At 47.2% G+C, this 24665-nt stretch carries 20 protein-coding genes and 1 tRNA gene; 15 read left to right on the top strand and 6 right to left on the bottom strand.

The window, feature by feature from the left end; translation table 11 throughout:
- Nucleotides 1-89 precede the first annotated feature (89 nt).
- The 9 genes from C7U56_RS08645 to C7U56_RS08600 all read left to right on the top strand — a co-directional run bounded on the left by C7U56_RS08645 (nt 90) and on the right by C7U56_RS08600 (nt 9652).
- Nucleotides 90-1523: a phospholipase D family protein gene (locus C7U56_RS08645; protein ID WP_107000934.1), complete on the top strand. Its 1434-nt coding sequence runs from the start codon at nt 90-92 to the stop codon at nt 1521-1523.
- Between the two features lie 18 nt (nt 1524-1541).
- Nucleotides 1542-2213, top strand: a complete 672-nt coding sequence (locus C7U56_RS08640) for a response regulator transcription factor (RefSeq protein ID WP_107000933.1) — start codon at nt 1542-1544, stop codon at nt 2211-2213.
- Nucleotides 2213-3256, top strand: coding sequence for a HAMP domain-containing sensor histidine kinase (locus tag C7U56_RS08635; protein WP_107000932.1), 1044 nt, complete (start codon nt 2213-2215; stop codon nt 3254-3256). The genes C7U56_RS08640 and C7U56_RS08635 overlap by 1 nt, the downstream gene beginning before the upstream one ends.
- A gap of 32 nt (nt 3257-3288) precedes the next feature.
- Nucleotides 3289-4350 (top strand): FUSC family protein, encoded by a 1062-nt coding sequence (locus tag C7U56_RS08630; RefSeq protein WP_107000931.1) that lies wholly within the window; start codon nt 3289-3291, stop codon nt 4348-4350.
- A gap of 120 nt (nt 4351-4470) precedes the next feature.
- Complete coding sequence (locus tag C7U56_RS08625; RefSeq protein ID WP_227589456.1) at nt 4471-4692, top strand: calreticulin; 222 nt, start codon at nt 4471-4473, stop codon at nt 4690-4692.
- 151 nt (nt 4693-4843) lie between these two features.
- Nucleotides 4844-6073, top strand: a complete 1230-nt coding sequence (locus C7U56_RS08620) for an ATP-binding protein (protein WP_107000930.1) — start codon at nt 4844-4846, stop codon at nt 6071-6073.
- A gap of 281 nt (nt 6074-6354) precedes the next feature.
- The gene (gene hcp, locus C7U56_RS08610; RefSeq protein WP_107000928.1) at nt 6355-7995 is read left to right on the top strand and encodes a hydroxylamine reductase; all 1641 of its coding nucleotides are present in this window, start codon (nt 6355-6357) and stop codon (nt 7993-7995) included.
- Between the two features lie 308 nt (nt 7996-8303).
- Complete coding sequence (locus tag C7U56_RS08605; protein ID WP_107000927.1) at nt 8304-8789, top strand: YbaK/EbsC family protein; 486 nt, start codon at nt 8304-8306, stop codon at nt 8787-8789.
- Nucleotides 8790-8815: 26 nt separating this feature from the next.
- On the top strand, nt 8816-9652 hold the full coding sequence (locus C7U56_RS08600) for a Tim44 domain-containing protein (protein ID WP_107000926.1): 837 nt from the start codon (nt 8816-8818) through the stop codon (nt 9650-9652).
- A 129-nt stretch (nt 9653-9781) separates the two neighbouring features.
- On the opposite strand, the gene C7U56_RS08595 is transcribed toward C7U56_RS08600, so the two are convergent.
- A complete protein-coding gene (locus C7U56_RS08595) occupies nt 9782-10735 on the bottom strand; it encodes an alpha/beta fold hydrolase (protein WP_107000925.1) in 954 nt (317 codons plus the stop codon).
- Between the two features lie 71 nt (nt 10736-10806).
- A complete protein-coding gene (locus C7U56_RS08590; protein ID WP_107000924.1) occupies nt 10807-12615 on the bottom strand; it encodes a bifunctional lysylphosphatidylglycerol flippase/synthetase MprF in 1809 nt (602 codons plus the stop codon).
- 489 nt (nt 12616-13104) lie between these two features.
- Between C7U56_RS08590 and C7U56_RS08585 the strand changes: the two genes are divergently transcribed.
- Nucleotides 13105-14295 (top strand): iron-containing alcohol dehydrogenase, encoded by a 1191-nt coding sequence (locus tag C7U56_RS08585; protein WP_022359140.1) that lies wholly within the window; start codon nt 13105-13107, stop codon nt 14293-14295.
- A 189-nt stretch (nt 14296-14484) separates the two neighbouring features.
- Here the strand turns inward: C7U56_RS08585 and C7U56_RS08580 are convergent, their stop codons facing one another.
- Nucleotides 14485-15774, bottom strand: a complete 1290-nt coding sequence (locus tag C7U56_RS08580; protein WP_107000923.1) for a RelA/SpoT domain-containing protein — start codon at nt 15772-15774, stop codon at nt 14485-14487.
- A gap of 413 nt (nt 15775-16187) precedes the next feature.
- Between C7U56_RS08580 and C7U56_RS08575 the strand changes: the two genes are divergently transcribed.
- Nucleotides 16188-17171: a 3'-5' exonuclease gene (locus tag C7U56_RS08575; protein WP_022359138.1), complete on the top strand. Its 984-nt coding sequence runs from the start codon at nt 16188-16190 to the stop codon at nt 17169-17171.
- A gap of 158 nt (nt 17172-17329) precedes the next feature.
- Here C7U56_RS08575 and C7U56_RS16220 read toward each other — a convergent pair whose 3' ends face one another.
- Nucleotides 17330-19699 (bottom strand): TIGR01906 family membrane protein, encoded by a 2370-nt coding sequence (locus C7U56_RS16220; protein ID WP_338108858.1) that lies wholly within the window; start codon nt 19697-19699, stop codon nt 17330-17332.
- A 440-nt stretch (nt 19700-20139) separates the two neighbouring features.
- Between C7U56_RS16220 and C7U56_RS08560 the strand changes: the two genes are divergently transcribed.
- Nucleotides 20140-20802, top strand: coding sequence for an HAD family hydrolase (locus tag C7U56_RS08560; protein WP_107000922.1), 663 nt, complete (start codon nt 20140-20142; stop codon nt 20800-20802).
- 141 nt (nt 20803-20943) lie between these two features.
- Here C7U56_RS08560 and C7U56_RS08555 read toward each other — a convergent pair whose 3' ends face one another.
- Nucleotides 20944-21846, bottom strand: coding sequence for an SH3 domain-containing protein (locus tag C7U56_RS08555; protein ID WP_107000921.1), 903 nt, complete (start codon nt 21844-21846; stop codon nt 20944-20946).
- Nucleotides 21847-22421: 575 nt separating this feature from the next.
- Here C7U56_RS08555 and trmB point away from each other — a divergent pair.
- From trmB to trxA, 3 genes are all read left to right on the top strand, one after another.
- The gene (gene trmB, locus C7U56_RS08545; protein WP_107000919.1) at nt 22422-23057 is read left to right on the top strand and encodes a tRNA (guanosine(46)-N7)-methyltransferase TrmB; all 636 of its coding nucleotides are present in this window, start codon (nt 22422-22424) and stop codon (nt 23055-23057) included.
- 250 nt (nt 23058-23307) lie between these two features.
- Complete coding sequence (locus C7U56_RS15620; RefSeq protein WP_181357206.1) at nt 23308-23451, top strand: hypothetical protein; 144 nt, start codon at nt 23308-23310, stop codon at nt 23449-23451.
- A 61-nt stretch (nt 23452-23512) separates the two neighbouring features.
- Nucleotides 23513-23830, top strand: a complete 318-nt coding sequence (gene trxA / locus C7U56_RS08540; protein ID WP_107000918.1) for a thioredoxin — start codon at nt 23513-23515, stop codon at nt 23828-23830.
- Between the two features lie 260 nt (nt 23831-24090).
- Here trxA and C7U56_RS08535 read toward each other — a convergent pair.
- Nucleotides 24091-24163 (bottom strand) — tRNA-Lys (locus tag C7U56_RS08535).
- Nucleotides 24164-24665: the final 502 nt, after the last annotated feature.

The raw sequence follows: 24665 nt of genomic DNA, 5'->3' as shown, positions 1-24665 counted from the left end.
TTTTATGAAAAATAAATTTTGTTGAGGTTAAATTGAGATTGACTTTGTATTGTATAAGTATGAAATAAAAAGGAATCAGGTGCTGTACAATGAAAAAGCATAAAATATGTAAAATCCTTCTTGTTATACTGTCAATTTTTTTATGTGTGTTTTTTTATGAATTATTTGGAATCTGTATTGCATATAAAAAGCAGCCGGAAGTGTCTAATACCATCAAAAAAGAAACACAAAATGATTCGTGGAACGAACGCAGCGAGAATATGGAACGGGCAGTAATCATAGAAAAGAATCCAGAAGCACTTTTACAAAGAGTGCGTTTGATCCGAAATGCAAAAGAAGACATTATTCTTTCTACTTTTGCATTTCAATCCGATGAAAGTGGAAAATTGATCTTAGGAGCACTGCATGATGCGGCAGACAGAGGTGTGCATGTTCGTCTGTTAGTAGATGGAATGGAGAGCTGGGTTGATATGGAAGGCAATCCGTATTTCTATGGATTATCTTCCCATGAGAATGTTGAAATTAAACTGTATAATAAGGCCAATCCGTTGAAACCATGGAAGATGATGGGGAGAATGCATGATAAATATTTGATTGCAGATGGTAAGACATATATTCTTGGGGGAAGAAATACATACAATTATTTCCTGGGTGATTTTCCGGGAAATAAGAACTATGACAGAGACGTGTTAGTGGTTTGCGATGAACCTGAGAAAGAAAATTCAGTTAACCAGTTGTCAGAGTATTTTGAAACCATATGGAATCAGGAAGACAGTGGTTATTTTCATGACAATAAAAAACTGGCAAATAGAAAATCTGTAAAGAACGCAGTTTTAGAGCTGCAGAACGGCTATCAGAAATATTTTGAAGAGAATAAGGAAAGAATCTGCGATACCGATTACACGGACGAAACTTTTGAGACAGAAAAGATTGCATTAGTGTCAAATCCTATCCACACAGGTCCCAAGGAACCAGTAGTCTGGTATCAACTGGGAGAACTAATGAAAAATGCAAAAGAGCGCGTGAAAATTCATACACCATATATTATCTGCAATGATATGATGTATAATACATGGAAAGAGATTGCGGAGAGAGTTCCGGACTTTTCTATCATGACCAATTCGGTTGCCAACAATGGAAATCCGTTTGGTTCTGCTGATTATGCGAGAAACAGAAACAGAATTTTAAATACAGGAATTGATATCTGGGAGTATGAAGGCGGCTATTCTTACCACGGAAAAAACATCCTGATCGATGATGATCTATCCGTAATCGGTTCCTTTAACATGGATATGAGAAGCACGTATCTGGATACGGAACTGATGCTTGTAATACGTAGCAAAGAGATTAATAAACAGTTGGAAGAAGGCATGATGGAATATGAAAGAGTGTCCCGACAGGTATTGGAAGATGGAACCTATCGTGATCCGTATCATGTAGAGCCAATTGAATTGACAAAGAAGCGTCAGAGAAACGTACTTTTGGTACAGCATCTGCTTGGATGGGCAAGATATCTGTTCTGATAAAGGAGGAAGAAGATCGTGTTTCAAATATTAATTGTAGAAGATGATAAAGAATTAAGCCAGCTATTCCAAAAAGTGCTTGAGAAGAATGGATATCAGGTCAAAAGTGCATCGGATGGAGCACTGGCATTAGAAATATTGGATAAAGAGTATATTGATCTGATCATTTCCGATATTATGATGCCGGTTATGGATGGTTATGAACTGGTGTCGAAACTCCGTTCAGCAGGATATCAGATACCGGTACTTATGATCACTGCGAAAGGTTCCTTTGATGATATGCGCCAGGGATTTCTTTCGGGAAGTGACGATTATATGGTAAAACCGGTAAATGTGAATGAAATGGTTTTAAGAGTCGGAGCACTGCTTCGCCGTGCACAGATACTGAATGAACACAAAATTGTGATCGGTTCAACAGAGTTTGATTATGATGCAATGACGGTTACAACTGATAAGGAAAGTCTTGTTTTGCCTAAAAAAGAATTCCTGCTTTTATATAAGCTTGCAGCTTCACCAGGCAGAACATTTACAAAACAACAGTTGATGGATGAAGTATGGGGATACGAGACGGAGGCAGACCCACATACGATAGAGGTACATATAGGAAGAATCAGGGAGCGTTTGAAAGATAACCCGGATTTTGAAATCGTAACAATGCGTGGAATTGGATACAAGGTGGTGAAAAAATAATGGAACAAAAGAAAGAAAAAGGATTGCGGATCCGATCCTGTCTGACTGGTGCAATCTGGCTGGCACTTGTATTTTCAACAGTCATATCTGCGTTATTATTTGCTTTTTTGAATCATTTTTTTAATCTGCCTGGTAGCATACCTGTGCTTGGCTGGCTTTTGATTTTTAATACATTGATTGCAGGGCTGATTACTTCCTTTATCAATGCAAGGTTGCTGGAACCAATTACCAGACTCAGTAAAGCAATGAAGGAAGTTTCGCAGGGAGATTTTGAACAGCACTTGGAAACGAACAGCCGTATCGCAGAAGTTGGAGAATCTTACCAGAGTTTTAATGTGATGACAAAAGAGCTTCGTGCAACAGAAGTACTACAGATGGATTTTGTCTCCAATGTTTCTCATGAGTTTAAGACCCCGATCAATGCCATTGAAGGATATACAATGCTGCTTCAGGGAGAAGAACTGTCTCCGGATCAAGAGGAATATGTAGAAAAAATCTTATTTAACACCCAAAGACTTTCTGAATTGGTTGGTAATATTTTGCTGTTATCCAAGTTAGAGAATCAGAATATACCAATGAAAAAAACAGAATATCGTCTGGATGAACAGATCCGCCAGGCATTTCTTTCATTGGAAACAAAATGGACAGAAAAAGAAATTGGTTTTCAGGTAGAATTGGAGGAAGTTAAATATACTGGGAATGAAGGACTTTTTATGCATATCTGGATAAATCTTTTGGATAATGCGATTAAGTTCAGCCCTTCAAAGGGGACAATTACGATGTTTCTGAAACAAGAACAGGATTCTGTTAAGTTCATTCTGGAAGATGAAGGACCGGGAATAGAAGATGATGTAAAATCCAGAATATTTGACAAGTTCTATCAGGCAGACGGTTCTCACAAAGCAGAAGGAAATGGTCTCGGCCTTGCACTTGTGAAACGGATCGTAGATAGTGCTGGCGGGACGATCAAGGCAGAAAACCGGGAATATGGTGGATGCAGATTTGTTGTAGAGCTTCCAATACAGAAAGATGAGGCCATATAAAGTTTAAGAAAAACAGATAGAGGAGGAATTACATGACATTTTATCAGGAATTGCAGTTAAATCAGGCAGGTTCTAAAAACTTGTTGAAAAAGAGTGAAACAGTGAAAGAAAAATCATATCATATGCTGGTATATTTGGTAAAGATAGCTGTTACAATGGCATTTTGTTTTTTATTTGTTACTATTTTCAGTATCTTATTTGGAAATGAGAATAGTATTGTGGGTGTAGTAGTTTTATTATGCCTTATGGTATTTCGGAATGCGGATCTGGGGATCCACACCGGACAATCTACGATGCTTTTGGCTTTGTTCTTTGTAATTATGACTGTATGTCCGCATTTAGCAAACCAGCTTTCACCGGTACTTGGAATGCTGTTAAACATTGCTGCACTGGCAGTACTGATTCTGTTCGGATGTCATAACCCATTCATGTTTAATCAATCTACATTGGTTCTTGGGTATCTGCTGCTATATGGTTATGATGTTACGGGAAAAAGCTATCAGATGCGATTAGTCGGAATGGCTTTAGGTGCAGCACTTACCTGCTTCGTATTTTATCGAAATCATAAAAACAGAACTTATAAAAGAAATCTGAAAGATCTGATACAAGAATTTGATATCACTTCTTCCAGAACAAAATGGCAGATATGTCAGATTTTATGCGTACCGATTGTCCTTTGCATTGCAGAACTTTGTAATATGCCACGGGCAATGTGGGCTGGAATTGCGGCCATGTCCGCGATTTTGCCGTTTATGGAAGATATGCACTACAGAGTCCGCAAAAGGATTGTCGGAAATATTGCAGGTGTAATATGCTTTACAGTACTATATTTTCTGCTTCCGTCATCCATCTATACATACATAGGAATCCTTGGCGGAATTGGTGTAGGACTTTCTGCAAAATATGGCTGGCAGGCAGTATTTAACACATTTGGTGCTTTGGCCATTGCTACAGAGAGTTATGGACTAAAAGGAGCAGTTGGTCTTAGAGTGATTCAGAATGTTTTTGGCGTTGTATTTGCATTAATATTTTGTGCTGTGTTTTATTGGCTTATGTCAAAAAAAGGAAACGTGGTAACCGTAGATGCAGAATAACGTGGGATGGAAAGAAAAAGGGTTAATCCGGAAATGGCAGCTTTGCTGACGAGTCTGGCGAAGAGTATGAAGATGTAAGGGAAAATTTAAGATCTGTTGGCTTTGGGAAGAATCCTAAGGGTGACAGATCTTTTTTTATACCTGCCTATCTTCCTTCATTTTAACACAAAGGTATTCTTCGTATTTAAAAAAGTCCAGGAAAAGAAGAAGGAACAGGAAGCGGCAAAGCCTGATCCGGATGCTGATTATGTGGACGATGACGAGGACTATGGGTACGATCCGGAGTTTGAGAACGATGATGCAGATAGCTCTGTCGATGAAGATGATAATGAACCTGTGTAAACAGGATAGGCTTGATGCCTAGGGCAGCCTTCGGGTTGCCTTTACATAATTTCCACTTTCAAAAAATAAAAAATTTTATGTTTTTGAAAGCGACATCTTGCATATACTATTAGCAGACAGTATAATAAGTACAGTGAAGCGGTTTCGAGAAATGAAAAAATTTCAATTTTTGAAAGCGGGTGACGATATGAAAACAATTACGAGAGCAAAATATCTCAATAGAATCATTGAACTGAATGACACTCCTGACATCAAGATCATCACGGGCATTCGTCGATCCGGTAAGTCCAAGCTGATGCAGGCGTATATTGAGTATCTGAAAAGCCATTTTGAAAACATCAATATTATCTTCATTGACTTCATGGATTTGGCGTATGAAGAAATCAAGGAATACCATGCCTTACACGCCTATGTGGAAGAACATTATCAGGAAGGTAAAACGAACTACCTGTTTGTAGACGAGGTTCAGATGTGTCCCAAGTTTGAGTTGGCAATCAACAGCCTGTACTCTAAGGGAAAATACGACATCTATGTAACCGGCTCCAATGCTTTCCTGTTGAGTGCGGATCTGGCAACTCTGTTTACCGGACGCTATATTGAAATTCATGTGTTTCCTTTCAGCTTCCAAGAATATTGTCAGTATTATGATGATGTTAGTGATAAAGATAAGCTCTTTGATGATTACGCTATCAAGGGCGGTTTAGCAGGTTCTTACGCTTACAGAACCGAAAAAGACAGAACAAACTATATCAAAGAGGTCTACGAAACGATTGTTACAAGGGATTTGGTGCAGAAATATGCGCTCCCGGACACTTTGGTTTTACAGCGTCTGAGCGAGTTCCTTATGGATAATATCAGCAACCTGACTTCTCCTAATAAGGTCAGTCAGCTACTGACAGCAAATGAGACTCCGACCAATCATGTAACCGTCGGCAAGTACATTAAGTATTTGTGCAATGCTTTTGTATTTTATGATATTAAGAGATACGACATCCGAGGCAAGAAATACCTTGAAAGCTCTGAAAAGTTCTATTTGTGTGACAGCGGTATTCGATATGCAATACTGGGAAGCAGAAATATGGATTATGGCAGAGTATATGAAAACATCGTTTGCATCGAACTTCTTCGCCGTGGATACGATGTCTATGTCGGCAAGCTCTATCAAAAGGAGATCGACTTTGTTGCTCAGAGAGGCAGCGAGAAGATTTATATTCAGGTCAGTGACATTTCCGGGCAGGAAACATTTGAGAGAGAATGCTCTTCTCTGCTTCAGATCCGAGATGCTTATCCGAAAATGATTATTGCCAGAACCAAACATCCAAAATATAGTTATGAAGGAATCGAAATCCATGATATAGCCGATTGGTTGCTACAAGAATAAGCAGGGCGAAATATCTCCGTCATTCTCTTTTGAAATGATGGAGATATTTTTATTATGGCGGAGATTACAGAAAATTGTATCAGGCTGCAAAAATCCTTCCGGAACTTTTAAATCAGATGACAAATAGCACCACGGATGACGCTATTCTTGACGCTGATGGCGCTAATCATGGCGCTGATAATATGGAAGGCAGCTTCGTTATCTATCCCTATCAAGAATATAAATCATGCGAAATGCAGATTATATCTAAGACACGATAGATGCGATAGGAGGAGCGAACAATGGATCAGAAAATGTTTTGTTATCAATGTCAGGAAACGGCCGGATGCAAGGGCTGTACGGTGGTCGGTGTCTGCGGTAAGCAGCCGGATGTGGCGGCAATGCAGGATTTGCTTGTGTGGGTGACGAAGGGTATCAGCGCGGTGACGACACGGCTTCGCGAGGAGGGACGTGCGGTGGCAGATGAGGTCAATCATCTGGTTACCGAAAATCTGTTTACGACGATCACGAATGCCAATTTTGATAAGGCGGCGATTGAAAAAAGAATTGAAAAGACGCTGGAAATGAAGACGGCACTGTGGGAGCAGTTGGAACGTCGGGACAATCTGCCGGAGGCGGCTGGCTGGACAGGTGAGCCGTCTGAATTTATAAAAAAAGCGTCGGAAGCGGGCGTTCTGATCGGGCAGAACGAGGATATTATTTCCCTTCGCAGCTTGATTACGTATGGCTTGAAAGGTTTGTCTGCCTATACCCGGCATGCGAACGTCCTGCTGCAGGAGGACCGGGAGGCGGATGCATTTTTACAGCGGGCGCTTGCGGCGACGCTGGATGACGGTCTGAGTGTGGATGATTTGATTCACCTGACGCTGGAAACCGGCGAATATGGTGTCCGGGGAATGGCGCTTTTGGATCGAGCAAACACCGAGACTTATGGAAATCCGGAGATTACTACGGTTGATATCGGTGTCGGAAGTAATCCGGGCATTCTTGTTTCAGGACATGATCTGCGCGATATGGAAATGCTTCTGGAGCAAACGCAGGGAACCGGCGTCGATGTATATACACACTCAGAGATGCTTCCGGCGCAGTATTATCCGGCATTTAAGAAATATCCGAATTTTAAGGGTAATTACGGCAATGCATGGTGGCGTCAGAAGGAGGAATTTGAGACGTTCAACGGACCGATCCTGATGACGACGAACTGCATCGTGCCGCCGAAGGATAGCTACAAGGATCGTCTCTACACAACCGGTGCGGCGGGATATCCGGGCTGCACGTATATCAACGGTGGAATCGGAGGAAAGAAGGATTTTTCAGTGATCATCCAGCATGCGAAGCGCTGTGAGCCGCCGACCGGGATTGAGCAGGGGCAGATTGTCGGAGGCTTCGCCCATGCACAGGTGCTGGCGCTGGCAGATAAGGTAGTGGATGCGGTCAAATCGGGAAAAATCCGAAAGTTTGTCGTCATGGCGGGGTGTGATGGGCGTGCTAAGAGCCGCATTTACTACACCGATTTTGCAAAGGCGCTGCCGGAGGACACGGTAATTCTGACGGCTGGCTGTGCGAAATACCGCTACAATAAGCTGAATCTGGGCGATATTGAAGGAATTCCGCGTGTCCTGGATGCGGGGCAGTGCAATGATTCATATTCTCTGGCGGTCATTGCGATGAAGCTGCAGGAGATTTTTGGGCTGGATGACATCAACGACCTGCCGATTATTTACAACATTGCATGGTATGAGCAGAAGGCGGTCATTGTTCTTCTGGCGCTTCTCTCACTCGGTATCAAGAATATCCATCTTGGACCGACGCTTCCAGCATTTTTAAGTCCGAACGTGGTAAATGTATTGGTGGAAAAGTTTGGAATCGCGGGGATTGACAGCGTGGAGAGCGATGTGGAATTATTTTTCGGGGAGAAGTGATAAATACAGGACGGAACTGGATAAGAGGGAATCGAACAAAGCCGGGATTTGGATCTGAAATCTGGAGATAGATTTGCAAAAAATCTGTGTTGGTTTTACAAAAAGCGGTCGGAACGATCTTGAAAATAGGAATTAATGAAATAGGGGGCGGTTCTCTGGCAAATGCAGGGAACCGTCTTTTTTCGTCTATAGAAATATTGATATGGAAAATGAAAGTGTGATATGATGGGAAAGATGAATGAGTTCTAAAATATAAAAGAAATTGATACGGCAGATCAATTGATAGAAGATACGGGAGGAAAACAACCATGTCACTGGAAAAAGCAGAAAATTACTTAAAGGAAGCCGGATTTTTGGATCATGTTATTGAGTTAAAAGAGTCCACAGCGACGGTTGCGCTGGCAGCGGAGGCATTAGGCGTGGAGCCGGGGATGATTGCGAAAACGATGTCTTTTTTGCAGGGAGAACAGCCGGTATTGATTTTGACAGAAGGTACTGCGAAAGTGGATAACCGGAAATATAAAGATACGTTTCACGTGAAAGCAAAGATGATCCCGTTTGAGCAGGTGGAGGAGGTTACCGGTCATGCGCCGGGTGGGGTCTGCCCGTTTGGTATCAAGGATGGAATTGAAGTGTATCTGGATGAGAGTCTGAAGCGTTTTGAGACGGTTTATCCGGCAGCAGGAGACGACCACAGTGCGGTACGTCTCACGATCCCAGAGTTGGAAAAAGTGTCCGGAGCGAAAGGCTGGGTGGATGTCTGCAGGGAGCCGGAGGATCAGCAGCACGAGTAGGTGTGGGAGATTTTAGGAGAATTCATATGAGAGATGTGAAAGCAACGGGGAGAAGCAGGGGAGAAAATGAAAACGGCGGAATCAGGGTGGGTTCCAGATTGGGAAAGAAAGGTCGCCTGTGCCGGAAAACGTTCGTCCGCCTGCTTTGCCTGACAGCAGCCATGATGGTTCTTGGATCTTTTACCGCCTTTGCCAGAGCGGGAGGTGCTTCCGGCGGCGGAGGCGGCGGAGGTGGCGGAGGTAGTTCTTCCCATCATCATACAAGCAGCAGCCGGGGACAAGGCGGACGGGCGGGTGCGTTTCAGGCGCTTTTGCTTACGGGAACCTTTGTGATTCTGGGAAGTGCCGGAACCATTACATACCTGCACCGGGCAAAAAAGAAACAGGCGGCAGCCCGTGAAAAATTGAAAGAATTTTCCATCGGAGAAGATCATTGGGATCGGAGTGAGATACAGGAGCGGGTGCGGGAATCATATTACCGGATTCAGGAATGCTGGCGGGATCGTGATCTGGAAAAAGGGCATCCTTACCTGAGCCAGAAGATGCAGCAGGAGTTTCAGACGAAATTTGAGTGGAGCAGGATGCGCCATGAGGTGTTTGTCATGGAAGGGATCCAGCTTCTGGATGCGATTTTGGTGGAAGCGGAGAATGAGGACGGCGACGACCGCGACTATATCTGGTATTTGATCCATGGAAAGATGATCGACTATGTGTATCACGAAGAAACCGGAGAACTTTTGAAGGGTTCCCGGAAAATGGAAGATTTCTTCGAATATTGGAAGTTTGTTCTGGAAGATGGAAACTGGGTGCTGGATGAGATCTGCCAGAAGGAAGAAGTGGATAATGGGCGGAAGTTGTGCTGAGAGGTGCTTTGAGTGCTCGAACACGGCAGCTGCAGATGCTGTCCGGTAGATATGCTTGAAGAGGAAAAGTATAGAACCTAAAAGTGAATGGAGCAAGGAAAGCGGAGCAGCAGGAAGAGTGAGGAGACTTTAGCTGCGGCGCAGAAATGCCAGAATTGCGCGCAGATAAGGCGCCGGTGTCCGGAATATGGAAGTATGCCGCCCCCCGGTCATTAAAAGAAGCCGACTGGTTGGAATCTGCCTTGCTAACCAGCGGGAGTGTGAGGGCTTAATGAGATCCCGGGTTCCGGCGATCAGCAGCACAGGAACGGAGATGGTTTGCAATTTCCGGGCACTTAAACGGGGCGAGTGAAGTAAAAGAGAAGTCAGATTTCGACGGCGGAGGACGCGGTGCGTCAGCCGGGTAAGAAAGTCAGGCTTCTTTTTTTGTTCTGCCGGAATCCGGGGGAAAATTGACCCGAAATGGCATTGCCTTTCTTTGTCGGCACAAACTGCGGATGTGGCGGAAACAGAGAGATTCTTCTGAAATGGCAGGGAAACTTTCGGGGTGGACAGTGCAGAGACCGCAGAGGACCCGGAGGATGCAGAGGCAGAAGAAAAGCTGCTTTTTAAAACAGGCAGCAGGAGATTCCCCAGGAGATTTAAAATGCTGTGCAGCATTTGGGCGGCAAGGTGCAGCGGCGTGAGCAGCCCGTCCGGTGAGGCGTTGGCGCTGATACAGATGAGCGTTTTCAGCCGCTCCGGGTATTTGCATGCGATCTCCAGCCCGATATTGGCACCATCGCTGAATCCCAGCAGGTGGACGGAGGAAAGATGTAAGTGGTTAAGCAGGGCGATAACGTCGTCTGCCATATCCTCTGTAGAGAACCCGTGGAGCGCTGTGTGGACAGACAGCCGGGAACGCCCATGTCCCCGGCTGTCCATCAGAATCACCTGAAAATCGGGCAGAAACGTGCGCAGAAATGGGTAAAAGACGGCAAGGGACTGGCTGTTTCCATGCAGGATAAGGAGCGGTGTGCCGCTGCCGTACTGTTCATAGTAGATTTCTGCGCCGGAGGTGGTGAGATAGCCAGAATGTTTCATCGTAAGAGCGCCTCTTTTCTGGTAAAAAAATGAAATTTATCAGGCTGCATCCAGCATGATAAAAGCTGAGTTTAGTCTGCCTTTTTATCTGCATCTGTCTGCTTTCTTGTGTCGGGCTGCTTCGTGCTGGAAGAAGCAGCCCAACTTACCTGGCGAGATGGTTTACTCTGATGTGTCAGGGAAGTCCTCTTGTTTCTCAGTCGCTGAGCCCATCCTTTTACCAGATCCTCCGCTGCCTCGCGGATCTGATGCGGATTCTGAATCGTCACAAGGGCATAAAACATGTCTGGTGTTGGAATCTTCGGCAGGTAAATATAATAAGAAGGAACCCATTCGGTCGGGCTGTATTTTTCCTTGGCACGGTAGAGGTCGCGGAATCCATAACAGTCGTTCAGGTGGTTGTAAGCGAAGCAGAGCAGCTTTTCGACCGGATTAGAGCTGTCATTTTCCAAGCCAGCGAGCGGGGCAACACCGAGGCTGCCATACTCAATGCCCTCGTCTTTGAAAACCTGAAATGCGTCGTAAAGAATCGTCTCCATCACGCCGCTCGGTGCGCCGGTTCCGTGGCGGGTGACGTCCGCCATGTAGCCTCTTTTGCCGAGAAATGGGACAAACACGATGAATGCCACGATTTTTCCGTCGGCGTCGGTGGCGTAGAAATATCGCTTGTCCATCGGATTTTCCAGCTCGACAGTTCCCATAACGAAAGTCAGCATCGAACTCTTTTTCTGTTGCAGCCATTCGTTCGTGATGCGGTTCAGATCTGCCTCAATCTGTGCATCCCGCTGCTTCAGCGGGCAGTATTCATGGACGACGACCCCGGCTTTCCGGGCGTGGTTGATGTTCATCCGCATCTTGGCGCCTTTTTTGCCAGAGATTTCATAGTCCGCAAGGTGGAAACGGGCTTCCTCCCCGTTTTTGACCCATCCAAAGCCCTGCTTCTTATATTCTTCCAGAAAATGGTCAGTGACGCTGATAAAAAACAGGTTGTGAGCGCTGCGCTGGCAAAATTCTTTAAATTCTGCCAGGAGAACCGGAAAATCGCTGTCCGCGCAGATGGGATCGCCGTTGATAACGATGGTGCTGCCAACGACTCCGTAGGGGATGACGCCGTCCACCTTCTGACCGAAATATAGGAGCTTGTCATCCTCCAGCGTCAGGTAGGCGCTGGGATTCTGGCTGTACAGGTTGACGAGGGTGCGGGCATGCATCAAATCCGAAGCATGGCTGACTGGACGAAGCAGCCATGGGCGGACCGCATACAGAATGGAGGCGAGGATGCAGCCCCAGCTGAACCAGAATGTAACCAGTTCGACTACATGTGTTTCACGTGAAACATTGCCCGGATTTCCCATGCCGAAAATCATGGCAGTTCCCTGAATGAGACTATCCATCAGCGAATCAAGAGAGGTTTCTCCCAGCGGTTTTACCGAAAAATGATAGCTGATACCGGCATTGACGATGATGCCTGCCAGTGCCAGCAGTAGAAACAGGAGAGAGCGTCCGAGGCTGCGCCGGTCAGACGGGCAGCAGAAGTCCTTCCGAAAACACAGGAGAAGCAGAAATAATACGGCTTCTGCCAGGTGAAACGGAAGATACGAAGGCGAAGAAAGTGCTGTCAGCCCGCGTAAAAAGCTTAAAAACAGCAGGAGAACAGCAATGTTCCAGGCGGCGCGCTTCCGTTTCCAAAGCTGGAAGGTCAGGATGAAGAGCACGACAGAAAAGGCACGCTGTACCATGTGCCCCATTTCCAGAAGGATACCGACGCGGTTTGCCAGTCCCAGCCCTGGCAGGAAGCTGAGAATAAAAAGTACAAGGGAAAGAACGCCAAGTGCGCCGATCAAGGTGTTTTCCAGTTGGATTCGTGAGTTCTGTTTCATATTATAATGTCCTCCGTGTCAGTCTTGTACAGATATAATCTGTAAGGTGCTATGAAACGGGCATAAGCGCACAGGCGGCTTATGCTTGCCCTTGTTATAGTACGGAAAAACAGGGATGTCAAGATAAGATTTTGCATGGAAATAGGAGTGGAGAAATTCCGTTACTGTTTACGGGTAGGCACTTTTGGAACCGAAGGTGCCGTAAGAAAACATGGTGGCAGCAGGAATTCTTTGTGATAGAGGCAAAGGCACAGGGGGATTATGCAGACAGAAAAGGAACGGTTCAAAATGGAGAAAAGAAGCAGTTTGTTGGATGATTGACAAGCGAGGAACGCAGTTTCTATGGAAATCAAAGTAATAAAATGTAAAATTTTTGAAAAATACACAAATATATCAAAAGTGAATAGTTAAAACAGTTGAAATCCACCAGAATGCGTGCTATAATCTGGGTATAGGGTGGTTAAAAAATTAACAGGAGGTAGTATCAATATGGCTAGATTTACATTACCGAGGGATCTCTATCATGGAGAAGGATCTTTAGCGGAACTGAAAAATCTGAAAGGCAAAAAGGCAGTCGTTGTCGTTGGCGGTGGTTCCATGAAACGCTTCGGTTTCCTTCAGAAAGTAGAAGATTATCTGAAAGAAGCTGGCATGGAAGTGGCTCTGTTTGAGGGAGTAGAGCCAGATCCGAGCGTTGAGACCGTTATGAAGGGCGCAAAGCTTATGCAGGAATTTGGTCCGGACTGGATCGTAGCGATCGGCGGTGGTTCTCCAATTGATGCAGCGAAAGCGATGTGGGCATTCTACGAGTATCCAGATACCAAGTTTGAGGATCTGATCACTCCGTTCAATTTCCCGACACTGCGTACAAAAGCAAAATTCTGCGCGATTCCGTCTACTTCTGGTACAGCAACTGAGGTTACGGCATTCAGCGTTATTACCGATTATCATAAGGGTATCAAATATCCGTTAGCAGATTTCAATATCACACCAGATGTAGCGATCGTGGATCCGGAGCTGGCTGAGACCATGCCGCAGAAGCTGACCGCAAACACCGGTATGGATGCGATGACCCATGCGATCGAGGCGTATGTATCCACACTTCATTGTGATTACACCGACCCGCTGGCACTTCACGCAATCAAGATGATTCATACCTATCTGGTTAAATCTTACAATGGCGACAAAGAAGCGAGAGCACGTATGCACAACGCACAATGCCTGGCAGGTATGGCATTCTCCAATGCACTGCTTGGTATCGTCCATTCCATGGCACACAAGACAGGTGCAGCTTACTCCGGCGGACATATCGTTCACGGTGCAGCGAATGCGATGTATCTTCCGAAGGTTATTAAATTTAACTCCAAGGAACCGGAGGCAGCTTCCCGTTATGCAGATATCGCGAAGTTCATCGGTTTACAGGGAGACAGCGACGAGGCTCTGGTTGACGCTCTGATCGCTGAGATCAAAGAGATGAACAAGCAGTTAAATATCGCTCCGAGCATTAAGCTCTATGAGGGCGGAATCATTGACGAGAAAGAATTCAATGATAAACTGGCAACCGTAGCAGAGCTGGCAGTTGGCGATGCATGTACCGGTTCCAACCCGCGTTCGATCAATCCGGAGCAGATGGCGAAACTTCTGACCTGCTGCTTCTATGATACAGAGGTTGATTTCTAATTTAAGAAGCTTCTGAATTTAGAATGCAAAATTAGAATGTAAAACATCGTGTTTCGATGTTGGAAGCGGTTCTGAAAAGAATCAAATATGTAAAATAAAAAGCCATCCGGCTAAAAACTGGATGGCTTTTATCGTTGTTTTTTTTGTTATCTGATGTTTTGCATTTTTGGTGATTGGCGCGTTTGTGTCCTATGCGTTTTCTGCGTGGCTGTTTTTCTCACCGTTTTCTCCGTCTGCCATTGCGTCATGCTGTCCGGTCAGCTGCGCCAGAAGTGCTTTCGCTTCCTCCGTACAGCGGAGAATCTGTGCCTGGTCCGGCAGCTCGATGTCGTGGATCAGGACATTCCGCAGCTTGCGGAGCTGGACAATCTGGTTGATCATTTCTTTGTCAAAGAGATCCATCCGCTTGAGTGTATTGATATTGAAGGCACCGCGGGAACGCGTCGAGGTGCGCCGTGCAGTCTTGTTGAGCAGGCGCTCTAATGGCACCCACTCCTCGAGAAACTGGTTGACTGCCTGCAGGGTTTCCGGTGAGGCGGTCTCCGGTTCCGTCCGCAGCTCCTGATAGCACTGGTAGCGCTTTTCATTGCCGGAGATAATCTGATCGATGATCTGCTGGGAAATGGTGCGCCGATCCTTTTCAAATTTGACAGACCGCAGAATCGGGGTAATATCTTTGAGACCGGTGAGCTGTAAACGCTGCAAAAGCCGGTAGAGCAGGGCAATATTTCCCATTCGAAGCTCGATGTCCTCGGTTTTGAGATGGCTGCTCAGGAAATTATAGAGATAGGACGCCAGCTCGTACTGGCTTCCAAACGCGGCATTGCGGCTGCGGAGCCGCTCATTTCCGGCTGCCTGTAGGCGTTCCAGCGCGATCTCGCCGGCAAGGACCAGACCATTTAACTCATCTAAGATCGACAGCTCTTCCTCGGATAAAGTTCCCTGCATTGGCTTGTAAATCAGATCATGCTCAACCTCGGACCAGGCGTGCATGATCAGGGATGCCACCTGGATCTCGATGCGCGCCGATCCGTATTTTTTCTGTGATTCATTCAAAATTTCATCGCGCATCCGCGCGCGGTAATGGTTCGCCCAATAGCCGGAAAACCGTTTGTGGTAAGTCGGGGGTTTCGACTGTTCCGGGAACTGTTTAAATTCCAGGATGTTGAAAAGCTCCGAGATGATCGCATCTACCTTGCCGCGATCACCGGGGAAATACAGGGAGACGCGTACACCGGACAGATCGGCAATGTCGTCGTAGATTTCCTCGAGTGTCTGGTATGGTTCTTCACGTCTGGAATTGCGCCGCTGCACTTTTGTGCGGAGTCTGGCGGGATTCTTGGCGCGAGAGGTCACGATCGCCCGGATACCGGCATTTTGCAGGGCGAGCTGGAGTTTCTCTGCCGCGAGCCGCCCGGCTGCGTCGTAGAACGTCCATTTCATCTTGTATGTATCGATAAATTGTTGTATTAAATCCATAAGCAGCTCCTCCCAAGGTGCATAATAAAGCTTAGAAGAAAGCATTCTGATAAAAGAAATGCTTCTTCGTTCTATCATGAAGTATAGCAAAGATGGAGGCACTCTGCCAGTGGTTCTATGTAAAAAATATGTTACTGTACACGCATACGTGTCCAGTAACGGAATTTGCCGTGGCTTCGCATTTAAATACGGCAAATTCCTGCTGCCACCACGTTTTCTTACGGCACTTTCGGTTCCAAAAGTGCCTACCCGTGTATAGTAACAAAAATATTACTGTCCCCGCATGTGTGCCCGGTAACCTGATATGGACTTATACACAGATTTGTGGTAAAGTTATGGACAGTGACAACGTGAAGAAAGAAAAGTAAGAGGTAACGCGGAGAAAACGGAACCGTTACAAAGAGACGAGAATTATGGGACAGTTTATAGTATTGGATCTGGAATGGAACCAGAGTCCGGCGGGCAAGGAAGGCTCGATGAACCGGCTTCCATTTGAGATTATTGAGATAGGCGCGGTAAAATTAAATAAAAATCTTCAAATCATTTCGGAATTTCGCCGTCTGATCCGCCCGCGGGTGTACCGGCAGATGCATTATAAGATATCAGAAGTGACGCATATGTCGATCGAGCAGCTTGACACAGAAGGCGAGGATTTTGTGCGTGCGATGACCGAATTTTTAGAATGGTGCGGGGATGATTACCGGTTCTGTACGTGGGGCTCGATGGATCTGACCGAATTGCAGCGGAATATGGTATATCACGGGATGGAGCTGCAGTTTCCATCGCCGCTTCTCTATTATGATTTGCAGAAAATCTATGCTCTGATCCACGGCACCAAGCAAAAGGAGTCGTTAGATACCGTGGTAGAGGAATTGCACCTCACGGAAGACCGCCCGTTCCACCGGGCGCTGGATGATGCGTACTACACGGGGCGTGTCATGAGTGAGATGGACTTTTACAGCATGATGGAGTATGTTTCAGTGGATTATTACCAGCCGCCGCTGACGGAGGAGGAAGAGATCTACCTGGAATTTCCAGAATATGCGAAATTTGTGTCGCGTGAGCATGAGACGAAGGAAGAGATTTTGGAGGAACGGCGTGTGGCGGAGATGGTTTGTTACAAATGCCGCCGGACCTTGCGGAAAAAGATCCGCTGGTTTTCCTCAAACCAGAAATTTTACTTCTGTCTGGCGGTCTGCCCGGAGCACGGTTATATGAAGGGAAAGATCCGGATGAAGAAGTCGGAGGACGGCTCGTTCTTTGCTGTTAAGACGACGAAGCTGGTCGGTGAAGAGGGAGCGGCCTACGTGGAGCAGAAGAAGGAGGAAACGAAGAAGAAGCGCGCGGAACGCAACAAGGCGAAGAAGTCTGGAAAGGCGGCAGAAGCAGCCGAGTAGGGTGAAGGCAGCCGGGCGGATGGAGCGTATGAAATAGAAATTAGAGAAAAGAAAAAATTCATAGAAAAGAGTTACTGGATATGGAAATGTTTCTCCTGCCTGTTTAGAGTAAGGTAAAAGAAGAGAATTTCCACATCTGGTAACTCTTTTTGTGTCAGTTATGGGATTTTATGCGATCGTTTCTTCCTTTTTTTCGCCAGCGCCGTTCGGCGGTCCTGCATCATCAGGTCGAAATCTGCTTCGGACATTCCGCTGTCGCGCAGACGTTCCGCGCGCCGTCTGCGGCGTTCTGCGAGGGCGTCCTCCTCCTGGCGGCGCTGCATCTGGAGAAAACGGATGCCGGCGGTGACCGCGCCGATCACGACAAGAATGGCGGTCAGTGCGGCGATGAATGCCGGTGGAACGCGGACGGAAATATGAAACAGCTGTCCAAAGGATTTACCGGTGGAACTATTTTCCTGATTAGCAGCCGATTCGGGCGGATTGGAGAGCGGCAAGGCCTCCGAGGAGCCGTTTGAAAGGGCAGTGTCGGAGCTGTCCTGCGCGGCAGCTGTTGCCGCCTGGGATACAAGCTTTTCGGGAATATCTGCCGCTGTCTGGCTGCTGTCGGTGAGGGTCAGATATGCCTGGCCAACCTTGTGATCCCCGAGCGAATAAGTGACACAGGCGATCGTGCCGTCCGGTGCGCCAGCCGTGATCTCATAGTCGAAGGAGGTCGTTGTCTCCGAGAAATCCGCTGTTTTTGGAAGTACCACGCGGCTATCTGGGTCGATGGACAGGGATTCGCCCCCGGCGGTAGACACATCTGCAATTTTTAAATCTTTTCCGATATTTGAAAAAGTTTGATCATAATCTGCAATTTTGACCGACTGGAAATTGTTAAATCCAAAGTCGAGCAGCCGGCTGGTATCCTCATACTGCGTGTTGTTGCTGTGCAGGATGACGGTAATCAGTGTCGTATCGCCCTGTCTGGCACCATTGACCAGTGTGTTGAGGGCGATGGAGGTATAACCGGTTTTGCCACCGAGGACGTCCGGACGGTAGTACTGCGGCCAGTTCTTTTTGACCAGCTTATTGCCCGGGGAGATGCCCTGTCCCTCGGGATTTTTCTGGTTCGGCGGCAGTTTATAGTAGGTTGTCTCGACGATCTTGGCAAACGTAGGATTTTCAAATGCCGCCCGCGTGATGAGCGCCATGTCGTAGGCGCTGACATAGTGTTCCTCGTTATTCAGACCGCTCGGATTTGCAAAATGCGAATCCTGGCACCCAAGCTCGGCGGCTTTTTCATTCATCAAAACAGCAAATGCATCAGCGGAGCCAGCAACGTGCTCGGCGAGTGCGTTGGCAGCCTCATTGGCTGATTTTAAAAGCAGGGCGTAGAGGCAGTCCTTGACGCTGGCAGTATCGCCTGTATCGTATCCGGCGCTGCTGCTGTTGGACTCCACGTTGTAGACCGCGCTCTCGGAAAAGGTGACTGTCTCATCGAGGGAACAGTGCTCCAGAACGATGAGGGAGGTCAGAACCTTCGTGATACTGGCGGGAGAGTAGGTTTCATGGATGTTTTTTCCATATAAAACGACTCCGGTGTTGGCGTCCATGACGATCCCGGCGTCGGAGTCAATGGAAATGTCCGCTGGCCAGTCGGTGGAGGCAAGCGCCTGCATCGGGGCGGCGAGCAGGGACAGCAAAAGTGTACCAATTAAAAACAAGGACAACTTGCTGCCTGTGCTGCCAGCTATTTTCGTCTTCAAATCCGGAGCAGCCGGGTGGATGGAACTACCTGGAGAGCTGCCGCCTCCGGAATTTCCGGAATTTTCTGCTCCTGATTTGCCCCTGCGGTGTTCCCGCAGGATACATGCAAGACAGAGAAGAAACAGGGCGCTGGTCATCAGGCAGAAGGTGATGCCGATCCGGGCGGCGGTGTCCATGAAAAATGGTTCCGGCACGATGTTGATCAGAAGATCGGTCCGCGGATCGAGCTGCCAGAGATCGTTGGTAAAGAAGATTTTGTGAAAAATAATAAAATATTTCGTAAAATCAGTGGAAATGATCCCGGCAAGCAGGGCGGTCACGCCCAGAAATAAAACCGTCCCGGCGCAGAGCATCCGTGGCAGCAGGTGTTTTAACGGAACCTTGAAAAGTGCCAGCAGTGCAACCGATGCCGCTGCCAGAAACAGGCAGAGGCGGCGCAGCGCCAGTCCTCCGAGAAAGAGGTTGCGGACATCCGCCATGTGCGCCTTCTCCCTGGCGTTGAAAAATTCGCGCGGCGTCCCGTCTACGACGGTGTCAATGTTCAGATCGTCGCGGCTGCCGCGCAGATACGCCATCATCTCGTCCGTCACGTAAAGCAGGTCGTCCATCTCCATATGGACATCATCGGCAACCTGGTAGCGGGTGTATTCATTTTCATAATAATGCGGCGTCCAGTAGGCGACGGCTTCCACCGAGGTGATCAGAAACACGATCATCAGACTGAAAGCACAGATAAGCCCCAGAAGCCAGCTTAAATATGTTTTTTTCTGTGTCATATAAAACCTTTCGCGGCTGTCGGGTTGTGGTACAGCTGCAGCCTTTCATTTTATGTGATAAATTTGTAAAGAGGTCGTTTGTTCTATTTTCCTTGAAACGGCTCTGTATGTTAAAGTTTCCGTTTCGTTATCCAGTATAACAGTTTCGGGGAAGCATGAAAAGGCGCGAAATGGAAAAATATGTGAAATTTTTGTTACTGTTTACGGGTAGGCACTTTTGGAATCGAAAGTGCCGTAAGAAAACATGGTGGCAGCAGGAGTTTGCCGTATTTGAATGCGAAGCCACGGCAAATTCCGTTACTGGGCACGATGCGTGAACAGTAATAAATTTTTCGAAAGAATGGCGGGAGGGTGGAATAGGGGCTTGCCAGCTGGCGGGGGATTCCTGTATACTGGAGGAAGATGTTATAATCTGGAGCAGAAAGAGAGAGGATACGAATATGATAAAGGCAGTCATCTTTGATATGGATGGGGTCATCATTGACAGTGAAGGAATTTATCTGAATTATCTGTATGAATATGCAAAAACGAAAAATCCGGAGGTGACTCTGGAGAGTCTGCACGGGACGGTGGGGACGACGAAGCAGGACTGCTGGATGGTTGTGGAGAAGGCGATCCACAATGGTCAGACCTGGCAGGAGCTGCATGACGAGTATCTGGGGCGCTGGACGGACATTTTTAATTCGATTGATTATCTCTCGATCTTCCGCCCGGAGATTCTGGATGTGATGGATCGCCTGAAAGCAGAGGGCTTCCGGCTGGCGGTCGCATCCGCGACGAATATTGAGCAGGTGGAGCGCATTTTAAAGGAAAATGGCGTGGCGTCCCGTCTGGAGCGGATGATCAGTGCGAGTACGTTCAAGCGCAGCAAGCCGGATCCGGCGGTTTACCTCTATACGGCGGAGCAGATGGGCCTGCAGCCGGAGGAGTGCCTTGTGATTGAGGATTCGACGGTCGGCATCACGGCGGGGCACTGCGCGGGAATGACAGTGGCGGCGCTCATCGATAACCGTTTTTCCTTTGACCGGAGTCTGGCGGACTATGAGTTAAATTCGCTGGAGGAGATTGTGCCGCTGGCGGAGAAAATTCGGGATTTGAAGTAAAATTTGAGTTGAGTAAATTCAGGGATTCATTGCGGAAAGTATAATTGCGAAAGTGATGAACCATTGTACAAAGAAAATGAAAAGGAACCATGTATGTCAGGGAGAAGAATCACTGCATGTATGGTTCCTTTTTTTGGCTGATTACTGCGAAACCTGCCGGATAAAGTCTCTGGAAACGTAGGCTTCCTGTCCGTTGTAGCTGATTACCGCCCATTTTTCGTCGTAATCACGGAGATATTCCACATCGGTATCTGGTGCTAGAACACCAATCCTGTCGGTGTCGGTGGATGGTTCCGGACGGACATTGACTGTGTCGGTGGTCCGGTAAACGGTCGATTCTGCGGCAACGGTCTCTGCCTCGGTTTCTGGAGCCAGCGATTCGGTGCTGACGGCTGCAGTAGAATCCGGTTTGGCATCCGTCGCAGGGCGTATCATCTTGATGATCAAAAGCAGCAGGATGATAATAATAATCAGAAGCACTGGTTTAATAATGCTTCGAAATTCAAAAGACGGACCGCCTGCATAGGCGCGCGGACGGCGTCCCTCGGAGCTGCCGGAACGTGTGCCGGCAGGTTTTCCGTTTCCAGAGCTGGCAGAGGAATGTCGGCTGTTCCCGCGAAGGCGGGAAGAAGCGGGGGTTGGAGCTGCACTTCGGGAAGCCCGGGTGGATTTTTTTGTGTCATTGTAGTCATTTGCGAAGGTGTAGACCTCCTGCGACAGAAGGTGATGCGCCTGATTGGCGTTGTAGGCGCTGTTGTCTCCCTCATGGATCGCCTTGTTGCCGATCGTGCGGATCTTGTGGTAATGTTCGCAGGTGGTCTTGCTGATTTTTCCGGCGCTGTAGAGGGCGTCGATCATCTCCAGAAGACCGGTTTCCAGAATGCCATACCGCTCGCAGAGGCATTTGACCATGTATTCAAGGGTCTGGCGGGCTTTCACCATCGCCAGGTTATAATTCTTCTGTCCGATCAGGCGTTCGGTCTCGCGAACCCCGCCGTGGATCTGTTCCCAGGTGCTCTGACCTGTGTTAGCTGTTGTTCCCATAGGCATATCCTCCTGTGTATATGATGCGGGTCCGAAACCGGCGTGCCGGCGGCTGTTCCCGGACGGATCCTGACTTTTGAATGTCCGGCGAAGGGGTGAAAAGACGGCAGTCATTTCGTGACCGTATGTTTGGTTTTGTCCTAAAATTATTATAATATAATCGCTTGAATTATTCATCTATAAAATGATAAAAATTGGAAAAGTTATGAAATTTGTAAGAAAAGGACACAAAGTCGGACGGATTAGAAAGGACGGCATGAAGGAGAGGGGAGGCTGTTTATGGGCAGGCATTTTTGGAACCGAAAGTGCCGCAAGAAAACGTGGGGGCAGCAGGAATTTGCCGTATTTAAATGCGAAGCCACGGCGAATTCCGTTACTGGGCACGTATGCGTGAACAGTACACGGGGATCGTAAAATGGTGTGAAAATAGAGCACCTTAGCTTGCGAAATGGGGGCTTCAATGGTAAGATAAGGATAGATCCGGCGGGTAAGCCGGGGCGTCTCAACGGAATGATACGGTACGGAAGAAAGTCCATCCGGGACGGCGCAGATTGTAGACAGCAGGAGGAACGAAGATGAGATTACGCCATATACCGGGCGCAGAGCAGATGATAGAAGAAAACCCGCATGTGGTTCATGGGGCGAAGGAGAAGAAGGGAACCTGGCAGCAGATTTTTGGAAATGACCATCCGATCCGCATCGAGGTGGGTATGGGTAAAGGTCAGTTTATTTTGGAGCAGGCGTCCCGCAACCCGGATGTGAATTTTGTGGGTATTGAGAAATATTCGACGGTTCTTTTAAAGGCGATCCGCAAGAGAGAACAGATGGAACTGTCCAATATCTATTTCTTATGTGAGGATGCCAGAGAACTGGCAGAGATTTTTGGACCGGGGGAAGTAGAGCGGATTTATTTGAATTTTTCGGATCCGTGGCCGAAGGACCGCCATGCGAGACGGAGACTGACCTCGCCGCCATTTATGGCAGTGTACGATCAGGTTCTCCAGAAGGATGGAAGAGTCGAGTTCAAGACGGACAACCAGGATTTATTTTCCTATTCCCTGGAAGCCATCCCGGAGGCGGGCTGGCGCATCACAGAATATACCCGTGACCTGCACCACAGCGAGATGGCAGAGGGCAACGTCATGACCGAGTACGAGGCAAAGTTCTCGGCGCAGGGCAAGCCGATCTGCAAGCTGGTGGCAGTGCGGTAGGAAAATCGTTACTGGGCACGGGTAGGCACTTTTGGAACCGAAAGTGCCGTAAGAAAACGTGGTGGTAGCAGGAATTTGCCGTATTTAACGGTTATCTGAGCTGGCAGAGCCGGAATAAAGAAAATAAAAGCTGCATATATTTACTATAATATAAAGAAGGATGGCTGGATGCGCGGCGGTGCTTTTTGTGAGAAACCTGGACTCACATGAATGGTAACGAGGTGCGCAGAGCGTTTGCCAGAAATCAGGAATGGATATTAAAAAGCAGCTTACACGGAAACTCATTCAGGCGACCAGCGATAAGGTAGAACTGAATAAACAGGCGTTAAAATGGAAAAAATCGATGGAAGAGGCAGCAAAGGCACTGGGAGGCGGTAAAAAGAAGCCGTCGTAAAGAGAAACAGGGCACTTCTGTTGACTGCCTGTATGGATAGAACGAAAGGAGGAAATGAGTGATGGAAATGAAGTTTACGACCGCGAATTTTGAGGAGGAGGTACTGAAATCGGAGATTCCGGTACTGGTTGATTTTTATGCAGACTGGTGCGGTCCGTGCCAGATGATGGCGCCGGTGATCGGGCAGCTGGCGGGCGAGTATGAGGGAAAAGTGAAGATCGGAAAGCTGAATGTCGATGAGAACCCGGATATTGCAGTCCAGTATAAGGTTATGTCGATCCCGACGATGATTATTTTCCGGAATGGGGAAGTGTTCAGCAAGGAAGTCGGCGCTAGTTCAAAGAAGGAAGTGGAGAAGGCGATTGGGCGGGCGCTGTAAAAGCTGCGTCTTTGGAGTCCGGCGTGGGGCGGGGTAAAAAAGGTTGCGTCTTTGAGTCCCGGCGTGCGCAGCTCGAAAAAGCTGGCGCTTTTCCTCGCTGTCGGGCATTCGCCCTATAAAGAAAAAAAGAGATAACGGATGCTGCTTATGTGCAAGCACAACGCGTCATCCGCCATCTCTTTTTTTCTTTGCACGCCTCATTGCTAACGCACAAAGTGCCTGCCCCACAGCTCTCGGTCTGCGAAACAAGCACTTGATAGTGCGCCTTCAGGGACTCGAACCCTGGACAAATAGATTAAGAGTCTACTGCTCTACCAACTGAGCTAAAGGCGCTTATTTTGTTTTCTTGCGGATGCCTCATCCGTAAGACATGTGTTATTCTACTCCATCCAGAATAAAATGTCAACAGTTTTTTAAATATTTTTAAAAATATTTTAAAAAGCATTATTTTCGGTATTTTTAAAACAGATAAGGGTATGGGCGAAGGAGACTCAGAGGGTATATGGGATGCAGCCATGGGAGAAATGACGAGGTGGGTTTTGCACATGGGACGGTGGATAAGTCTGGAAAGAACGTCGTGGAAAGGGGATCACAGATTTGGGTGTTTGTAAAGGGAGAAAATGATTTTTGTGCAAAATTCTGATTCGAAAAAATATAGGGGAATCCTCTTCCATTTTTAATCTAATTGGTGTATGCTTAAATACGTCACGACGAACACACTATATATTGTGTTATGAAAGAAAATGAGTTCAATATTTTGTGTGTAATTCTAAAAATTACCTAAATACAAATCAAAAATAAAGCCAATCGTAAGACAAGTCGGAACGGAAAAGAA

The sequence above is a fragment of the Clostridium fessum genome (assembly GCF_003024715.1).
GTDB classification, from domain to species: domain Bacteria; phylum Bacillota; class Clostridia; order Lachnospirales; family Lachnospiraceae; genus Otoolea; species Otoolea fessa.
The sequence above is the reverse complement of the archived record's forward strand: the minus strand, read 5'-3'. Positions and strand labels throughout refer to the sequence as shown.